Here is a 17,056-nt window from a genome sequence, read left to right as displayed (position 1 = left end):
ATGAGCGCGCTCACCATCGACACTCTCGCGGTTTCTCAGATATTGAGCAAACGCGGCTTCTCCGAGGAGCAAGCGACTGGCGTAGTCGAGGCGTTGCGCGAAATCGACGGCTCGCTGCTCACGACGAAAAGCGACCTGAAGGCAGCCGTCGCGGATGTGAAGGTGGACATTCTCCGCTGGCTGGTCGTGACTCAGCTCGCGCTCGGCGGCTTCATCTTCGCAGCGATCAAATTCATGCGCTGATCGCCGACGCTGATCATCGAGCCGACAGCATGGGCGCAGGCGTGACGCGATGTATCTCCCCGATCTTTTCCACGAGCAGGATTTCGAGACGGTCGCTGGGCTGATCGACGCGCATCCGCTCGGAGCGCTCACGCATATCGTGAACGGCGCGATCGTCGCCGATCACCTTCCCTTTCTCTTCGACGCCGAGGCCAATGTGCTGCGCGCCCATGTCGCGCGCGCCAATCCACTGTGGCGGGATTTCGATTCCGCGAGCGAGGCGCTGGCGATCTTCACCGGCCTCGATCATTATGTGACCCCCTCCTGGTATGCGACGAAGCGCGAGACCGGAAAGGTCGTGCCCACTTGGAATTACGAGGCGGTCCATGTCTATGGCCGCCTGCGCGCGATCGAGGATGCGAATTGGATTCGCGCTTTGCTGCGCGATCTGACAGCGCGCCACGAATCCCCGCGGCCCGCGCCCTGGGCGCTCGATGATGCGCCGGATGATTTTATCGACGCTATGTCGAAAGCGATCGTCGGCATAGAGCTGTCGATCACGCGCATAGAGGCGAAGCGCAAGCTCAGCCAGAATCGCAACGCCGCCGATCGCGCGGGAGTGATCGCCGGGCTCGAGGCGGAGGGCGGTGAGACCGCCGAGCGAATGGCGAAGGCGATGGCGGCGCTCGACACGAAGGCGTGAGGCTTCAGCGCACCCGCAGCGCGTCCAGCGTCTTTTTGCCGGCTCTGCCGTCGGCCTTCAGCCCGGCGCGGCCCTGAAAGTCGGCCAAGGCCTCTTTGGTCTTGGTTCCGATCACGCCGTCGGGGTCGCCCACGGCATAGCCCTGGCGATTGAGCAGCGCCTGCATCTCGCGGCGTTCGGAGCGGGAGAGGCCGGGATCGTCGGTCGGCCAGGGCGCTTGAATTCCGGGACGCCCGCGCAGCCGATCCGACAGCACGGCGATCGCCAGCGCGTAAGATTCGGCGGCGTTATAGGAATAGATGGCGTCGAAGTTGCGCGTCGCCAGAAAGGCCGGGCCGTTGCGGCCGGCGGGCAGCAGCAGCGCCGCCTGGCCTTCGCCCAATCCGCCGCCGTCGAGCCGCGTGATCCCGCGCGACGCCCACACCGACATGGGCTGCCGGCTCGTGCGGCCCGAGGGGCCGCTATAGCCGGAAGGCACGCTCACCTCGAAGCCCCAGCGCAGGCCCGGCCGCCAGCCGGCCTTGCGCAGGAAATTCGCCGTGCTGCCGAGCGAATCGGCCGCCGAGCTGGCGATATTGCGCCGTCCGTCGCCGTCGAGATCGACCGCGGTGGAGAGGAAGGTGGAGGGCATGAATTGCGTATGGCCGAAGGCGCCGGCCCAGGAGCCCATGAACTCCTCCGGCGCAATGTCGCCGCTCTGTAATATCCTCAGCGCGGCGATGAATTCGCCTTTGAAGTAATCGTTGCGGCGCGGCGCCTCGCAAACGAGCGTCGCCAGCGATTGCACTACGCTGCGCTTGCCGAAATTCTTGCCGAAATCCGATTCGACGCCCCAGACCGCGACGACAGTGGCGGGATCGACGCCGTAACGCTGTTCGGCGGCAAGGAGGGCGGAGGCGTGCCGCCGCATCATGGCGCGGCCTTCCTCGACGCGCTCCTCATCGACGAGGCCGGCGATATAGTCCCAGATCGGCGTCTTGAACTCGGGCTGCTTGTCCATGAAGCTCGGCGCGTCATTGGGCTCGAGCCCATTGGTGGCGCCGTCGATGACGCGCTGCGAGACGCCCGCGCCGGCCGCGGCATGGCGCAGGCCGGCGAGGCAGGAGGCGAAATCGGCCCGCGCCGGCGCGGCGCAGAGGAGAAGGGCGAGGACCGCCGGAAGCTTATGCGAGATCTTCATGAGCGGATGCTAGGAACCTATGGTTACTGCTTCGTTGCCGCGATCGTCCGTTTCGGTTCATTTCGGCGCGAAGATCGGCTATTTTGAGGCCCAAGCCCGCGCGGAGACGGGCGGCGCCCCCGCTCGAATGGCGCGACACCAGACAAAAGAGGAACCCCATGCTCCCGAGACTGCTCGCGCTGACGCTCGCCGTCGCGCCCCTCACCATCGACCGCGCCGCCGCCTTCTGCTGGTTCGGCTGTCCCGATCCGACCGAAGCCCATGCGCGACAGATTTTCGACAATTTGCTGAAGCAGCGCTTCGACAAGCCCGCCAAAGTGCTCTCCTTCAAGCAGACGATGACCGAGCGGCTGGAGATGCACGCCACCGGCGAGAAGGGCTTCGAGCTGTTCTTCAACGCTTCCGTGCAATTTCCCGAGGGCGCCAATCTCGAATGCAAGCCCGACGACGCCGGCAAGTTTCCCGAGGGCTGCTCGCCGAGCAAGCATTATGTGACCGCGCCGCGCGGCAGCGATCCCAAGGGCAAGCAATATGTCGCCCCCGGCGAAACGGTGCTGTTCGACGAGGAATATCGCTTTTACGCCGACGGCGACGGCTGGAAGGGCCCCGACGGCGTCACCTACAAGCAGTAAAAAAGTGCGGAACTCTCCTTCTCCCGTTTTCGGGAGAAGGTGGCCCCGCGCAGCGGGGTCGGATGAGGGCGCGTCGGGAGGGACACGCGACTCGTCGTCTTTACGGAAGTCATCGAGATTTCGAGCGTCCTGAAGGACCCTCATCCGACCCTTGCTTCGCAAGGGCCATCTTCTCCCACGAGTGGGAGAAGGAAATCTCGCCGTCAGGCGATCAGCGCGCGGGCGGCGCCGCGCTCGTCGCCGAGCGCCTCCAGAACCTTGGCCACGATGGCGCGGGCGTCGAGGCCGGCGCGGGCGAGCATGACGTCCGGCTTGTCATGGTCGAGATAGAGGTCGGGCAGGATCATCGAGCGGAATTTGAACGCCCCGCGCGCGCCGTCCAGCGCGCCATGCTCCGATAGAATCTGGAAGGCCTGCGAGCCGAAGCCGCCGATCGAGCCTTCCTCTATCGTGATGAGGACCTCGTGATTGGCGGCGAGGCGCAGCAGCAGATCGCGGTCGATCGGCTTGGCGAAACGGGCGTCCGCCACCGTCGTCGAAATGCCGCGGCCGGTCAGCTCCTTGGCCGCCGTCAGCGCATCGGCGAGCCGCGTGCCGAGCGAGAGGATCGCCACTTTCGAGCCTTCGCGGATCACGCGGCCGCGGCCGATCTCCAGAACCTCGCCGCGCTGGGGCAGCTCGACGCCGACGCCCTCGCCACGCGGAAAACGGAAGGCGATCGGGCCTTCGTCGAAGGCGGTGGAGGTCGCCACCATATGCACGAGCTCGGCTTCGTCCGAAGGCGACATGATCACCATGCCGGGCAGGCAGGCGAGATAGGCGATGTCGAAAGCGCCGGCGTGCGTGGGGCCGTCGGCGCCGACGAGGCCGGCGCGGTCGATGGCGAAGCGCACCGGCAGATGCTGGATCGCGACGTCATGCACCAGCTGGTCGTAGCCGCGCTGCAGGAAGGTGGAATAGAGCGCGCAAAAGGGCTTATAGCCTTCGCAGGCAAGGCCCGCGGCGAAGGTCACGGCGTGCTGCTCGGCGATCGCCACGTCGAACATGCGGTCCGGGAAGGTCTTCTCGAACAGATCGAGGCCGGTGCCGGCCGGCATGGCCGCCGTGATGGCGACGATCTTGTCGTCGCGCTCGGCCTCGGCCACCAGCGTCTTGGCGAAGACGCTGGTGTAGGAGGGGGCGTTGGCCTTGGGCTTGTCCTGGGCGCCGGTCAGCACGTCGAAACGATTGACGCCGTGATAGCGATCCGCCGCGGCCTCGGCCGGGCCATAGCCCTTGCCCTTTTGTGTCACCACATGGACCAGCACCGGGCCGTCGTCCTTGTCGCGCACATTGGTCAGCACGGGCAGCAGATGCTCGAGATTGTGCCCGTCGATCGGCCCGACATAATAGAAGCCGAGCTCCTCGAACATCGTCCCGCCGCCGGTGATGAAGCTGCGGGAGAATTCCTCCGCCTTGCGCGCTTTCTCATAGAGGAAATGCGGCAGATGGCGGGCGAGCTGCTTGGCCGTCTCGCGCAGCGTGCGGAAGGCTCCGCCGGAGACGAGCCGGGCGAGATAGGCCGACATGGCGCCGGTCGGCGGCGCGATCGACATGTCATTGTCGTTGAGAATGACGATGAGGCGCGAATCGAGCGCGCCGGCGTTGTTCATCGCCTCATAGGCCATGCCCGCCGAAATGGCGCTGTCGCCGATCACCGCGACGACGTGATTGGAGCCGCCCGAGAGGTCGCGCGCCACCGCCATGCCGAGCCCGGCCGAGATGGAGGTGGAGGAATGGCCGGCGCCGAAGGCGTCATATTCGCTCTCGGCGCGCTTGGTGAAGCCTGAGAGTCCCTTGCCCTGGCGCAGCGTGCGGATGCGGTCGCGGCGGCCGGTCAGAATCTTGTGCGGATAGGTCTGATGGCCGACGTCCCAGACGATTTTGTCGTTCGGCGTGTCGAAGACGTAATGCAGCGCCACGGTCAGCTCGACGACGCCGAGCCCGGCGCCCAAATGCCCGCCGGTGACGGAAACCGCGTCGATCGTCTCGCGGCGCAATTCGTCGGCGAGCTGGCGGAGCTGGCCGGGCTGCAGCTTGCGCAGATCCTGCGGTGTTTCAATCCGGTCGAGAAGGGGGGTCTTCGAAATCGTCAAAGCGCCTACTCTGGTCTGGACGGGCCGAAGGACTCGACCGCAGGTGAACTCATATAGCGGGTCCGCCACATCCGGCAAATGCCGGACCTCGGCAGTGTCACTCTGGCACGGGAGCGCGCGCGCGCGCAACCGCGCAGCAGCGCGGTCTCTCTCCCGATCCCCTTGATCCCCAAATATTTATCTATTCTGTGACAAATTTCCCACAGCCGGCCGCGGGGGAAGAGCGGCGGCATCGCTGGCCTCGCTCTTGAAAGGCTCGCCGCAGGTCGATGCGATTCGTCTCGCAATGGCGTCGGACCTGGGCGAAACTGACGAGCGACGAGGGGCGAATCATGGCCGCCGCGCCAATTTGGATCAATAGGACGCCGTTTCTGCGTAGCCTTCCGGGCCCTGCGAGAGCGTCCCAACAGAGCGCGGCTCGCCGCGAAGGCCTCATGACGAACGGGTCGCTGGAGACGGAGGCGCTCGATGTCGAGCGAATGAGCGAATTCGTTCGCGACTGGGCGGATCTCGTGTCGCGCGCCATCGAGCCCAACGGATTTCTGGAGCCCGGTTTCGCGCTTCCGGCGGCGCGACATTTTCCGGCGAAATCGCGCCCGCTCTTCGTCGCGGTCTGGAAGGGCGGAGCGCAGGGCGCGCGCCGGCTGGTCGCGCTGTTTCCCATCGCCGCGCCCGGCTTCTCGCTCGGCGCGGCGACGGCGCGCGGCTGGCTGCACAAGCAGGCCGCGCTGGCGACGCCGCTGCTCGATCGCGAATGCGCGGAGGAGGCGGCCGCCGCTCTTCTCGACTGGTTCGCGGGCGATCATTCGGGCGCGAGCGCCGTGCTCATTCCCATGACGCCGATGAGCGGACCGGTCTTCGCCGCCTTCACCCGCGCCGCGCGCGCCAGCGGGCGCGATTGGCGCGTGCTCGATCGGCATGAGCGCGCGGCGCTGCTCTGCGGCGGCGATCCCGAGGAAATCTGGACGCGCATGAGCTCGCGCAAGGCGCTGAGCGAGATGCGCCGTCGTCGGCGTCGCCTGGAGGAGGCCGGCGAATTGAAGCGCGTCGTCTATTCGACGCCGGCCGACATTCCGCGCGCGACCGAGGATTTTCTCACCCTCGAGGCCAGCGGCTGGAAGGCAGAGCGCGGCGCGCTGCTCGGTCATCCCTCGCTCGCCACTTTCGTGCGCAGCGCGACGCGGCTGCTGGCGCGCGAGGGCAAGATCCGCATCCACAGCCTCGAGCTCGCCGGCAAGCCGATCGCCATGGGCGTCGTCATCGAGAGCGGCGACCATTCCTATTTCTGGAAGATCGCCTATGACGAGAGCCTGCGCGCCCAGGCGCCCGGCGTGCAGCTCGTCTACGCCATCACCGAGACGCAGACGGAGCGCCGGGAAATTTCGCTCACCGATTCCTGCGCCATTCCCGGCCACTATATGATCGAGCGCTGCTGGCCCGATCGTCTCGTCGTCTGCGATCTGATGGTGCAGGCGAAGTCGGACGGCGGCGCGCAATTCGCCGAGGCGCACGCCAAGGAGGTCTGGCGGCGGCGTCTGCGCGAGGCGGCGAAGACGCTCTATCACCGCGTGCTGAGCCGCAAGCGATGAGCGGGCGCCTCCGCTCGTCCGCGCGCGGGCTGGAGGCCGGGACATGATCCGCATCGGCATAGGGGGATGGAGCTTCGCGCCCTGGCGCGGGCTCTTCTATCCGCAAGATCTGCCCGCCGGCGAGGAGCTCGCTTTCGCCAGCCGCCAAGTGACGGCGATCGAGATCAACGCCACATTCTATCGCACGCAATCGCGCGCGAGCTTCGTCAAATGGCGCGAGGCGACGCCCGATGATTTCGTCTTCGCGGTCAAGGCGCATCGCGCCGCCGTCAACGCCCGCGCCCTGTCGGAGACGGGCGAGAAGATCGAGCATTTTCTCGCGAGCGGCGTGACGGAGCTGTCCGCCAAGCTCGGCCCCATCCTCTGGCAGCTGCCGCCCTATCGGCGCTTTCACGCCGAGGAGATCGCAGCCTTTTTGAAGCTCTTGCCGAAAAAGCGCGGCGCGCTTCGCCTGCGCCATGCGCTCGAGGTTCGCCACCCGTCTTTTCTCGACGAGAAATTCATCGCTCTGCTGCGCGCGGAAAATATCGCCGCCGTCTTCGTCGATTCCGCCGACGATCCTGCGATCGCCGACGCCACCGCCGATTTCGTCTATGCGCGGCTGAAGCACACGCGCGACGATCGCGTGATCGGCTATGCGGCGAAAGACATGGATTTATGGGCGCGGCGCGCGCGCGAATGGGAGAAGGGCGGAACGCCCGCCGATCTCCCGCATCTCGCCGCGCCGGCGAAGACGAGCGCGCGCGATGTTTTCGTCTTCATGATCGACGGCGCCAAGCGGCGCGCGCCGGCCGCGGCGCAGGCGCTCATCGCGCGGCTTCTGGCTTGACGTCGACCTTCTCGCAGATCGCCTTCAGCGCCGCCCAATTCTCGGCGTCCAGCAGCGGCGGCCCGCTCTCGCATTTGTCGGCGGCGGCGAGCGCCGCGAGCCGATCGGCCGTCAGCGGATGATCGTGCAGCAGGCCGAAGGCGCCGTTCTCCTTGCCGGCGATGCGCGTCAGCAGATCGCCGAGCGGTTTCGCCGGACGGCCGAGCCGCGCCATCAGCTCGGCGGCGAAGGAGTCGGCCTGCGCCTCCGCCTCGCGCGAATAGGCGGCGCCGATCAACGTCTTGCTGGCGAAGACCAGCGCGCCGGCGCCGGTCACATCGCCGAACAGCAGGCCGATGAGATAGGACGTCCCGCCCGTGGCGATGAGCTTGCGCATGGCGTCGCGATGCCGCAGATGGCCGATCTCATGGGCCACGACGCCGGCGACCTCGTCCGGCGTCTCCGCGCGGCTCAGCAGTTCCGAGAACACATAGATCTTGCCGCCGGGCAGAGCGAGCGCATTGGGAACCGAAGATCGCAGAATCTCTATGCGCGCCGGCTGCTCGAGCGCGGCGCGCGATTGCAGCCGCTCCGACAATTGCGCCAGCGCGCCGGCGCCATTCTCGGCGTGGCAAGGCTCGGCGGAGAAGATCGCGCGCAATTGCGCCTCGGCCGCCTCGCCGAGCCGCCGCTCGAAGGCGGGCGGAACCAGCGGCGCGATGCGGTCGGCGGCGAAGGGAATGCCGAACCAGACGAGGCCGACGACGCTCGCCGTCGCGGCCAGCGACCAATAGAGGAGCGCGCGATTTGCGCCGGGCCGCGTCTTGCCGCCGAGAAAGCGGCAACGGGCGATGATCTCATTGTGGAGGCGCGGATCGTGCAATTCGAGCCGCGCCAGCTCGCCCGCCGCCGCCGTCTCGCGCCGCAGCGCGAAGCCCGGCGCCTCGATGCGGCGAATATCGTCATAGGGCCAGGATGCGAGCGTCGCGCCATTCTGGACGATCTCCAGCATGGCGCCGAAGCGCAGCTCGACACGTCGCTTGCGGCTGCTCCAGCCGTCGAAAAATATCACGCCGTCGTCGTTTAGGGCGCCCGGCTGCGGCTCCGCGCTCATGTCAGAAGCCGACGACGTCGAGACTATCGGCGAAACCCTCGCCGATGGCGCTCGGCGCGACGCTCGCCCGCGTCGCGACATCTTCCGCTTCCGCGAGTCCGTGGACGACGACCGAGCTCGCGACGAGCTTCCAGACGCGCTGCATGAGGAAAATGCGCGAAGCCACGCCGGTCGCGAGAAATGTCGCGACATAGATGCCGATCCACGCGGTCATTGTCCCCATGGGAATATGCGGCGTCGCTCCCGGGGCGCCGCCGCCCTGGAAGCCGGTGACGCCGCCCGCCACGACCGCGAGAATGATTGCGACGAGCGTCAGACCGACGACGCTGGCGAACAGCGCGTAGTAATTGGTCAGCAGCCTGGTCGTCTCGAGCTTGCTCTCGAGGCGAATTCCGCCGAGGCGCAGCCCGCCGAGCCACCAGCGCCATTGCGCGCCTTTGAAGGCGGCGTAGAGCGAAGGATACAGCAGAAAAGCGACGATGACGCCGAGGGTGACGAGCAGCCCCGTCGCATTGGCGTCGTTCACCATTGTGCGGCCGCTCCCATCGCCCGCTGGCGCGCCGGCGTGCTGGGACGAGCGGGCGAGGAGGTAGAGGAGAATCGGATAGGCTAGCGAGAGCGCCCATATCCACCATCCGCGCTTGAAGAAATCGCCGCCGCGGCCGACGAAGTCGCCCTCCAGCGCGCCATAATAAGTGTTGCGCATCTTGTAGCGCTCGAGCGCCGCCTCGGCCCAGGGCAGAGCGAGGCCGAGCGTCACGGCGATCAGCGCGCCCCAGCCCAGGGCGCGCAGCATATAGCCGAGGCCGGAGCCGCTCATGCCGAAGCGCAGTCCGCGCCAGCTCGAGCGGTTGAGCCGATAGCGCCGCGCGCGATAAATGGCGAATTGGCCGAAGGCGGCGAAGAACAGGCCGAGCGGCAGAGAGGCGAAGGCTTTGGCTCGCTCGGCCTCGAGGCCGACGACGAGATAGGCGATATAGGCGGGCGCGAGAATGACCAGCGCGAAGAAGAAGCCGAACAAAAGCTCGCGCGCCGTGCCGACATATTCGAGCGCGTCGCCGCCGATGACCGTGCTCGACCAGAGATAGCGGCGCATATGGGTGGCGAGCCAGAAGCGATAGAAGCCGGCCGTCACCAGCTCCAGCAGCGCGCCGCGCGTGACCAGCCGACGAAATTCGCCATTGTCGCCGGTGAAGAGAATGGGCGTGGGCTTGTCGGCGGCGGAGACTTCCGCCGCGAGGAGAACGTCGCTCATGCGAACCGCCTTTCGCAATTGTTTCGTGCTGCAACCATACTACAGTACAAGTCGGAACCGACGGCGGCAAGCTTCGATCGCGGCGAATGCGCGTTATATCTGCATGTTTCGAGAGAAAGGAGCGGCCGATGGCGGAGCATTGGTTCATTTCCGGCGCCAATAGGGGCATTGGCCATGGGCTCGCGAGCTTGCTCGCCGCTCGTGGCGACGATGTCGGCGCCTCCGTGCGCAGCGAGGAGGCGCGGGAGCGGCTGCAGCATGACGTGGCGCGCCATCGCGCGCGCTTCTCCATCTTTGTCTTCGATCAGCGCGACGAGGCGGGGATTCGCGCCGCAGCGCGCGAACTGACGGGGCCGCTCGATGTGCTCGTCTGCAACGCCGGCGCCTATGGTCCGCAGACGCAATCGACATTGGACATGGATTTTCCCGGCGCGCTCGATCTCTTCGACATCAACACGCTGGGGCCCTTGCGGCTGGTCCAGGCCTTTCTGCCGCTGATGCTGCGCGCGGACAATCCGCGCATCGCGCTGATGTCGAGCGGCCTCGGCTCCATGGCGACGGAGGGCTCGACCAATATCGCCTATCGCGCCGCCAAAGCGGCGCTGAACAAGATCGCCCAGGGTCTCGCCCATGATCTGAAGCGCGAGAAGGTCACGGTCGTCGCGCTCAATCCCGGCTGGGTGCGCACCGATATGGGCGGCGAGAACGCCGATCTCTCGGTGGAGGAGAGCGCCGTCGGCCTCATAGAGACGATCGACGCGCTGACTCTGGCGGATTCCGGCCGTTTCCTCGATTATCGCGGCCGCGACGTTCCTTGGTGAGCGGCCTTCGATGAAGGCTCAGCGCAACGGCTGCGCGACGACATCGGCGCCGGCGGCCGCGGTGTCGCTCATATGCTCGCCGAGGCGCTGCAGCTGATCGCCGAGATTTTCGCGCGTGCGCGGATCGATCACGGCGAAAGGCGTCGAGACGGCGACGCTCGCCGCCGTCCCCATTGTCGAGGCCGCGCCGGTCGCCACCTGGCCCAGGCGCTCGCCCACTCCGGCGCGATTATCGGCCAGCGCCTGCCCTTCTGCGAGACGCGCGCCGATCGAGCGCACGATCTCCGGCGATTGCGCGAAAGTGCCATGGCCGAGCGGATCGGAGGATTTCACCGTGGTGAGATCGACGACCTTGAAACGACGCTGCTCCAGAGTGTCCTTGAACGGCTCGCGCTGCGGATCGATCGCGCCGAGCCGGACCTTGTCGCCCCACACCCGGCGGGAGGCGGCGAGCGCCTCGTCCTCGCGCGAGACGAAGAGGGTGAAGATGGCGCGACGCTCGTCGATCTCGGCGATCTGCCGCGAGAAGACGTCGTAATCGACATCGGGCGCGGCCAGCATCACATTCTTGATCTTGGAGGGGAGGCCGCGGTCGCGGATCGCCATTTGGCGCAAGGCTTCCAGCGTCACCCAATTGCCCATGGAATGCGCGAGGATCGAGATTTCGCCGACGGACGGGTCTTTGGCGAGCATATGCAGCACATGCTCCAGCGCGTCGCGGGAATAGCTCGCGCTCTCATGGTCGTAGCCGTAATCGAGCAGCTTGCCGCGCGAGGGCCAGGTGAACAGCACCGGCAGCGCGCTCGTCCCCGAATCATGGACGATCTGCGCGAAGCGAAACACCGCTTCGGCGAAGAGCGTGTTGAAGCCGTGGACGAAGACCAGCGCCTGACGCTTCGGCGCCTTCGCGATGCGCGCGTCGAAGCGGCGCGCCGCCTCCTGCTGGTCGACCGCGTCGGCGCGCAGCGTGACGAATTCGCGGCTCGGATCGCCGGGCAGAGTTTCGGGCCATTGCACCTCGCCGATCTGGCGCGCGCCGTCCGGCGGAATGGAGACGGCGATATCGGCGAAGGCGAGGCCCTTTCCGCGCTCGCCGGTGAAGAGATCGCCGGGCTCGGCGCCGCGATCGCTGCGCGTCGTGGCGACCAGCAATTCGACGCGATCGGTTCCGGCCGTCTGCGGCTGCGGGGTCAGCACGCCATGTGGACGTCCGCCGCAGCCGCTCGCCGCCAAGGCGAGGCAGAGAATGAGAGACGGACGAGAAAATCGTTTCGACGATCGGCGCATTCGGCAAAGCTCCCGATCCTCCGAATAAACCGTGGGGCGAGGGGAGTCACGCGCTTACCGTTTGCTCCTAGGTGGCTGCGCTGAAAATCCCGGCGCCGATTGCCGATAATCGAGGCGGAGACGACGCGCCGTCGAAAGGGGTTGGTAACCGTTGTGTAGCGAAAATACGCAACTTTTCAAACTAATAGCGAAGTGTGTGATCCATGGCGGACAATTTGGCCGGGAAATTTCCGTGCGCGTTTCTCCTCGCGGCGACCTTCGCCGCGAGCTGCGCGCCGCTCGTCCTCGGCTGGGCGAGCGGCGATCCGCGTCTCGCCTTCGTCGCGGCGGGGCTCGCCGCGCTCGCGGCGGCGGTGGCGATCGAGCGACGCTTCGCCGCGCAGATAGCGGTGCTGGAAAGAATCGCCGCGGGCGATCGTTACGCCTGCCTTCCGCGCAAGAATGGCGCTCTGTCGGGGCGGCTCTGGCGCATCGGCGAAGAGATTCGGCGTATGCTGGCCGCCGTCGACGCTTTCGCCGTCGCCGAGCGCAGCCGCGAGGCGGAGCAGTCGATCCGCGAAGCCGGCCGCGCCGTCTTCATGGCGCGGCTGCGCGAATCCGCGGCGGAGACGGAGAGCATTCTCGACGCCGCCGGCGCGAAGACGCGGGCGGCGGTCGACGATTGCGCCTTCTGCACCGACGATATGCTCCGCCGGCTCTCCGAGGCGACGGGCGCCGCCGCCACGGCCGCGCAGAATGTCGACGGCCTGGCGCTGGCGGCGCGCGACGCCATCGTCGAGCTGGTCGGCCGCTCCTCCGGCCAGGTGGCGGCGGCGCGCGCGGCGGCCGATCGCAGCGCCGCCGATCTCGCCCGCGCGGAGGAGATCGTGCGCGGTCTCGCTGCGGCCGCCGGGCGCATCGACGCGGTGAGCAAGCTCATCCAGTCCATCGCCGGCCAGACCTCTCTGCTCGCGCTCAACGCCACGATAGAGGCGGCGCGGGCCGGCGAGAGCGGACGCGGCTTCGCCGTGGTGGCGAGCGAGGTGAAGACGCTCGCCAATCAGACCTCGCGCGCCGCCGCGGACATCGAGGCGCAGATCGACTCCATCCGTTTCGCGGTGGAGGGAACCGTCGGCGCCATCGCCGACGTCTCGGCCAGCGTCGATGCGGTCGCCTGCGTCAATCGCGATCTCGCCGACACGCTGAACCGGGAAGCGGCCGAGCTCGACGGCCTGGGGGCGCGCGCCGCGCTCGTCGCCCGCGGCGTCGGCGAGGCGCTGCCGGACGTCGGCGATGTGGTCGCGCAGGCGGAAGCGGCCGGCCGCGCGGCGCTCGCCACGGCGCAGACGCTGCTCGGCGGCTCGCAGAGCCTCGTCGGCGCCGTCGAGCGCTATTTCCTCGATCTCGACAATGGCGCGATCCGCATCGGCATATTGCATTCGCTCTCCGGCACGATGACCAGCAGCGAGCGTCCCTTGCAGGAGCTGCTGACCATGCTCATCGCGCGCTGCAACGAGCAGGGGGGCCTCCTCGGGCGCCCGCTGGAGGCGGTGATCATGGACCCGCGCTCCGATCCCGCCCTCTACGCCGCGCAGGCGCGGATTTTGTTGGAGGAGCGCGGCGTCGCGGCCATTTTCGGCTGCTGGACGTCCGCCTCGCGCAAGGCGGCGCTTCCGGTGATCGAAAAAGCCAATGGGCTGCTCTTCTATCCTAGCCAATATGAGGGCGAGGAGCGGTCTCCCAATATCGTCTACACGGGCGGCACGCCGAGCCAGACGGCGATTCCGGCCGTCGATTTTCTGAAAGGTCTCGGCGCGCGGCGCTTTTTGCTCATCGGCAATGACGATGTCTATCCGCGCGTCACCAACGCCATTTTGCGCGCCTATCTCGCCGCGCAGGGGATCGGCGGCGACGATGTCGTCGAAATCTATGCGCCGCCCGCCCTCGAGGATTGGAGCGCCGTCGCCAGAGAAATTCGCCGCTTCGCCGCGCGTCCCGGCGCGGCCATCGTCTCGACCGTGAGCGGCGACGCCAATCTGCGCTTCTTCCGCGCCCTCGGGGCCCTCGCCGCGCCGACCCTGTCATTGTCGATCGGCGAGGCCGAGCTGCCGGCGCTCGCCCATTGCGCGATCGACGGGCTCTATGTCGCCTGGAACTATCTGCACGCCATCGATTGCGCCGAGAATCGCGGCTTCGTGGCGCAATGGCGCCGCTACAAAAATGCGCCCGACGCCATGACCAATGACGCCATGGAGGCGAGCTATCTCGGCTTCGAGCTGTGGCGCGCGGCGGTGGTCGCGGCAGGCTCCGTCGATGTCGCGGCGGTGCGTCGCGCGCTGCCGCTGCAAAAGCTGCGCGCGCCGAGCGGCTTCTCCCTGCCGCTGGACGCCGAGACGCAGCATTTGCACAAGCCGGCCTTCATCGGCCGCGTCGCCCGCGGGCGCATAACGCCGGTCTTCGTCGGCGAAGGCTTGATCGCCCCGCAGCCCTGGAGCCCGTGGCTCACCAAGAACCACGCCAGAGCGACGCGCGCCGCCTGAGGACCGCAAAAACGAAACGAGCCCGAAAGCGCGCGGTTTGAAGGGCGAGGCCCCGGACCGCGAGCCTTCGGGCTCGCTCGGAAAGACACCCTGATGAAATCAGGGCGTGGCGGCCGTCTTCAGCTTGGAGAGGGCGCGGATTTTCACACGCACGCTCGCCGGCTTGGCGGCGGCCTTGACCATCTCGCCCGTGGCGGGATTGCGCACCAGAGTGCCGGCCTTACGCGCCGGAACCTTGCGCAGAGACACTTTCAGCAGGCCGGGCAGGGTGAACTCGCCGACGCCGCGCGGATGCACGGAGCCGAGGAACACCTCCTCGAGTGTGGCGTAGACCGCAGCGGCGGTCTTGCGCGGAAGCTCGTTCTGCTCGGCGAGCAGATTGATCAGGGCCGACTTGGTCAAGCTCTCCTTCACCGGACGAATCGCGGCGGCTTCGGGTTTCTTGGCCTTCTTGACCGCCGCAGGCTTCTCGCTCTTCGCCTTGGCCATCGCAAATCTCCCTCGAATTCTCATGAAAAGACGCGTCATATCGAACGCGCCATGTGAGGATTCGTTTGCTAACGCTTCGAGACGTGATTCGCAATCGGCGCGATGCTCGATTTTTGCAATGCCGGCTGCGCAAAATCACTCGTCGAACACGCCTTCCAGCGCATAATGCGTCACCGTCTTGCGATTGGCGATGAGCTCGTCGATCGTCGGCTCGCCCTTCAAAGCGCGGGAAATCGCCAGCTTCGTCGCCTCGTAATTGGTGCGATAGAGGTCGCGCCGATCGAGATTGGGATCGGTCGCGCAACGCGGATCGAGCCAGACCATGATGATCATGACGAGATCATTCACCTGATCTTTCGGAATGATTCCTTCGGAAACCGCATCGACGATGGCGTCGCCGGTCGCCGCCTGCACGACGCCGCCGAGCAGCTCGACGTAATCATTGGAGCGCACCGTCATCTTGGTCGTCATCATGGTGGCGGGGCGCACCTGCTGATTGAGATCGCGAATGACGAACATGCGCGGATGGCCCGCGACCTGTCCCGTCATGGAGGCGAAAGCCGTCCCCACCGGGCCCTTCACGCTGCCGATCAGCACTTCCGGCATGGCGTCGGTATATTGCCCGTCCGCCGCCAGAACCGTCGCTTCGCCCGTCGCCAGCCAGATATCGGTCATCGTCGTTTTCCTTTTCATTCGTCGGAGGCGGTCGAATAGCACCGGCCGTCCGCTGCAGGAAGAGGCGCGCCACGCGGGAGGGACAGCCGTTGAATGCGCCGATAATTCTACCTTTTAAATATGATTTAGCCGAGCTAGAGTGCGGTCCTGTTTCAAAAGAGGCCGCCAATGAAGACATTCGCCCCGATACTTCTCCTCGTCGGCGTCTCGGCCGGCGCTTGCGCCGGTCTCGCCTTCGCGCAATCGGAGCCGGCGCGCCGGATCGGCGCCGCCGCCTTCGGCGATTGGCGTCTGGACGCGCCCGGAAGCTGGCGCAAGATCTCGCCCGCGGATCTGCCGGCCCCGCTCGCCAGCGCGCCTGTCGCCTCACGTTCGCAAGTGGTCGCGCGTCCCGACGGCGCAGCGCCGCGGACGCTTCCCGGCTTTTCGGCGGAGGTTTTCGCCTCCGGCCTCGAAGGGCCGCGCGTCATTCGCCACGCGCCCAATGGCGATATTTTCGTCAGCGAGAGCATCGGCGGCCGCATCCGCGTCTTCCATTCGCAGGAGGGGAGGATCGCGCCGGCCTCGTCCCATATCTTCGCCTCTGAACTCGAGCGGCCATATGGGATAGCTTTTTATCCTCCGGGGCCGGAGCCGCGTTTCGTCTATGTCGGCACGCCGACGGCGGTGCTGCGTTTTCCCTATCGAAACGGCGATTTGAAAGCCTCCGGCCCTGCCGAGACGATCGCCGCGCTGCCTTGGGACGGCGGCCATTGGACGCGCGATCTCGTCTTTTCGCGCGACGGCGCGACGCTCTATGTCGCCATAGGCTCCAAGACCAATGTCGCCGAAGGCCATCCGCGCCCTTCCGCGCAGGAAATCGCGCAGCTCGAGAAGGCGCATGGCGTCGGCGCGGGAGCAGGCGCGGAATTCGAGCGCGCCACCGTGATCGCCATAGACCCGGACGGAAAGAGCCGCCGCAATGTCGCCAATGGGCTGCGCAATTGCTCCGGCCTGCAATTGCAGCCGGAGACCGACGCGCTCTGGTGCGTGGTGAACGAGCGCGACATGCTCGGCGACGATCTGCCGCCCGATTACGCCACGCGCGTGAAGGAGGGCGGTTTCTATGGCTGGCCCTGGCATTACATCGGCGCGCATGAGGACCCTCGCCACGCCGGCGAGCGGCCCGACCTCGCGAGCAAGATCACTGTTCCCGATGTGCTGTTCCAGCCGCATTCGGCGCCGCTGGGCATCGCCTTCTACGACGGCGGCCAGTTCCCGGCGGAATATAAGGGCGACGCTTTCGTCGCTCTGCACGGCTCGTGGAACCGCGCCGAGCGCACCGGCTACAAGATCGTGCGCCTTTCTTTCAAGGACGGCGTCCCGACCGGCGAGTATCAGGATTTTCTCACCGGCTTCGTCGTCGACGACACGAGGGTCTGGGGCCGCCCCGTCGATGTCGCCGTGGCGCGCGACGGCTCGCTGCTGGTGAGCGAGGACGGCAATGGGACGATCTGGCGCGTCTCCTACAGCGGCGCCGAGCGGGCGCAGAGCTCGGGGCTGACGCCGGGCAAGTGAAGGGCAAGTGAAAGGCGAGTGAAGGGCGACGAGGCGAGCGTATGGCCGCGCGGCTGGACGCGGCGGGCGC

Annotated in this window: 15 protein-coding genes; 8 read left to right on the top strand and 7 right to left on the bottom strand. The window is 66.9% G+C overall.

The window, feature by feature from the left end; all coding sequences use genetic code 11:
• Together FMZ75_RS05250 and FMZ75_RS05245 are read left to right on the top strand one after the other, a co-directional pair.
• Complete coding sequence (locus FMZ75_RS05250) at positions 1–243, top strand: hypothetical protein (protein ID WP_166141580.1); 243 nt, start codon at positions 1–3, stop codon at positions 241–243.
• Between the two features lie 49 nt (positions 244–292).
• A complete protein-coding gene (locus tag FMZ75_RS05245) occupies positions 293–925 on the top strand; it encodes an FMN-binding negative transcriptional regulator (RefSeq protein ID WP_166141579.1) in 633 nt (210 codons plus the stop codon).
• 4 nt (positions 926–929) lie between these two features.
• Here the strand turns inward: FMZ75_RS05245 and FMZ75_RS05240 are convergent, their stop codons facing one another.
• The gene (locus FMZ75_RS05240) at positions 930–2,105 is read right to left on the bottom strand and encodes a lytic murein transglycosylase (protein WP_166141578.1); all 1,176 of its coding nucleotides are present in this window, start codon (positions 2,103–2,105) and stop codon (positions 930–932) included.
• 158 nt (positions 2,106–2,263) lie between these two features.
• Between FMZ75_RS05240 and FMZ75_RS05235 the strand changes: the two genes are divergently transcribed.
• Complete coding sequence (locus FMZ75_RS05235; protein WP_108916200.1) at positions 2,264–2,737, top strand: hypothetical protein; 474 nt, start codon at positions 2,264–2,266, stop codon at positions 2,735–2,737.
• 203 nt (positions 2,738–2,940) lie between these two features.
• On the opposite strand, the gene dxs is transcribed toward FMZ75_RS05235, so the two are convergent.
• Positions 2,941–4,872, bottom strand: a complete 1,932-nt coding sequence (gene dxs, locus FMZ75_RS05230; protein WP_166141577.1) for a 1-deoxy-D-xylulose-5-phosphate synthase — start codon at positions 4,870–4,872, stop codon at positions 2,941–2,943.
• Between the two features lie 434 nt (positions 4,873–5,306).
• On the opposite strand from dxs, the gene FMZ75_RS05225 reads away from it, so the two are divergent.
• Positions 5,307–6,461, top strand: coding sequence for a GNAT family N-acetyltransferase (locus FMZ75_RS05225; protein WP_246728774.1), 1,155 nt, complete (start codon positions 5,307–5,309; stop codon positions 6,459–6,461).
• A 43-nt stretch (positions 6,462–6,504) separates the two neighbouring features.
• On the top strand, positions 6,505–7,290 hold the full coding sequence (locus FMZ75_RS05220) for a DUF72 domain-containing protein (protein ID WP_166141575.1): 786 nt from the start codon (positions 6,505–6,507) through the stop codon (positions 7,288–7,290).
• On the opposite strand, the gene FMZ75_RS05215 is transcribed toward FMZ75_RS05220, so the two are convergent.
• Both FMZ75_RS05215 and FMZ75_RS05210 read right to left on the bottom strand, forming a co-directional pair.
• Positions 7,268–8,383, bottom strand: coding sequence for a M48 family metallopeptidase (locus FMZ75_RS05215; protein WP_166141574.1), 1,116 nt, complete (start codon positions 8,381–8,383; stop codon positions 7,268–7,270). The two genes, FMZ75_RS05220 and FMZ75_RS05215, sit on opposite strands and share 23 nt — an antisense overlap.
• Position 8,384: 1 nt before the next feature.
• Positions 8,385–9,638 carry a YjgN family protein gene (locus FMZ75_RS05210; protein WP_166141573.1) on the bottom strand — a complete coding sequence of 418 codons (1,254 nt, stop codon included), beginning with the start codon at positions 9,636–9,638 and terminating at the stop codon, positions 8,385–8,387.
• 128 nt (positions 9,639–9,766) lie between these two features.
• On the opposite strand from FMZ75_RS05210, the gene FMZ75_RS05205 reads away from it, so the two are divergent.
• Complete coding sequence (locus tag FMZ75_RS05205; RefSeq protein ID WP_166141572.1) at positions 9,767–10,459, top strand: SDR family oxidoreductase; 693 nt, start codon at positions 9,767–9,769, stop codon at positions 10,457–10,459.
• Positions 10,460–10,477: 18 nt separating this feature from the next.
• On the opposite strand, the gene FMZ75_RS05200 is transcribed toward FMZ75_RS05205, so the two are convergent.
• Positions 10,478–11,746 (bottom strand): alpha/beta hydrolase, encoded by a 1,269-nt coding sequence (locus FMZ75_RS05200; protein ID WP_166141571.1) that lies wholly within the window; start codon positions 11,744–11,746, stop codon positions 10,478–10,480.
• Between the two features lie 203 nt (positions 11,747–11,949).
• Between FMZ75_RS05200 and FMZ75_RS05195 the strand changes: the two genes are divergently transcribed.
• Positions 11,950–14,265, top strand: a complete 2,316-nt coding sequence (locus FMZ75_RS05195) for a transporter substrate-binding protein (RefSeq protein WP_166141570.1) — start codon at positions 11,950–11,952, stop codon at positions 14,263–14,265.
• A 99-nt stretch (positions 14,266–14,364) separates the two neighbouring features.
• Here FMZ75_RS05195 and FMZ75_RS05190 read toward each other — a convergent pair whose 3' ends face one another.
• Both FMZ75_RS05190 and fae read right to left on the bottom strand, forming a co-directional pair.
• On the bottom strand, positions 14,365–14,754 hold the full coding sequence (locus tag FMZ75_RS05190; protein ID WP_018264162.1) for an HU family DNA-binding protein: 390 nt from the start codon (positions 14,752–14,754) through the stop codon (positions 14,365–14,367).
• Between the two features lie 135 nt (positions 14,755–14,889).
• Positions 14,890–15,429, bottom strand: a complete 540-nt coding sequence (fae, locus tag FMZ75_RS05185) for a formaldehyde-activating enzyme (protein ID WP_108916208.1) — start codon at positions 15,427–15,429, stop codon at positions 14,890–14,892.
• Between the two features lie 168 nt (positions 15,430–15,597).
• Between fae and FMZ75_RS05180 the strand changes: the two genes are divergently transcribed.
• Positions 15,598–16,986: a sorbosone dehydrogenase family protein gene (locus tag FMZ75_RS05180; protein WP_166141569.1), complete on the top strand. Its 1,389-nt coding sequence runs from the start codon at positions 15,598–15,600 to the stop codon at positions 16,984–16,986.
• The last annotated feature ends 70 nt before the right edge of the window (positions 16,987–17,056 follow it).

The sequence above is a fragment of the Methylosinus sp. RM1 genome, assembly GCF_011378635.1.
GTDB classification, from domain to species: Bacteria; Pseudomonadota; Alphaproteobacteria; order Rhizobiales; family Beijerinckiaceae; genus Methylosinus; species Methylosinus sporium.
This window is presented reverse-complemented; position numbering and strand designations above follow the sequence as displayed.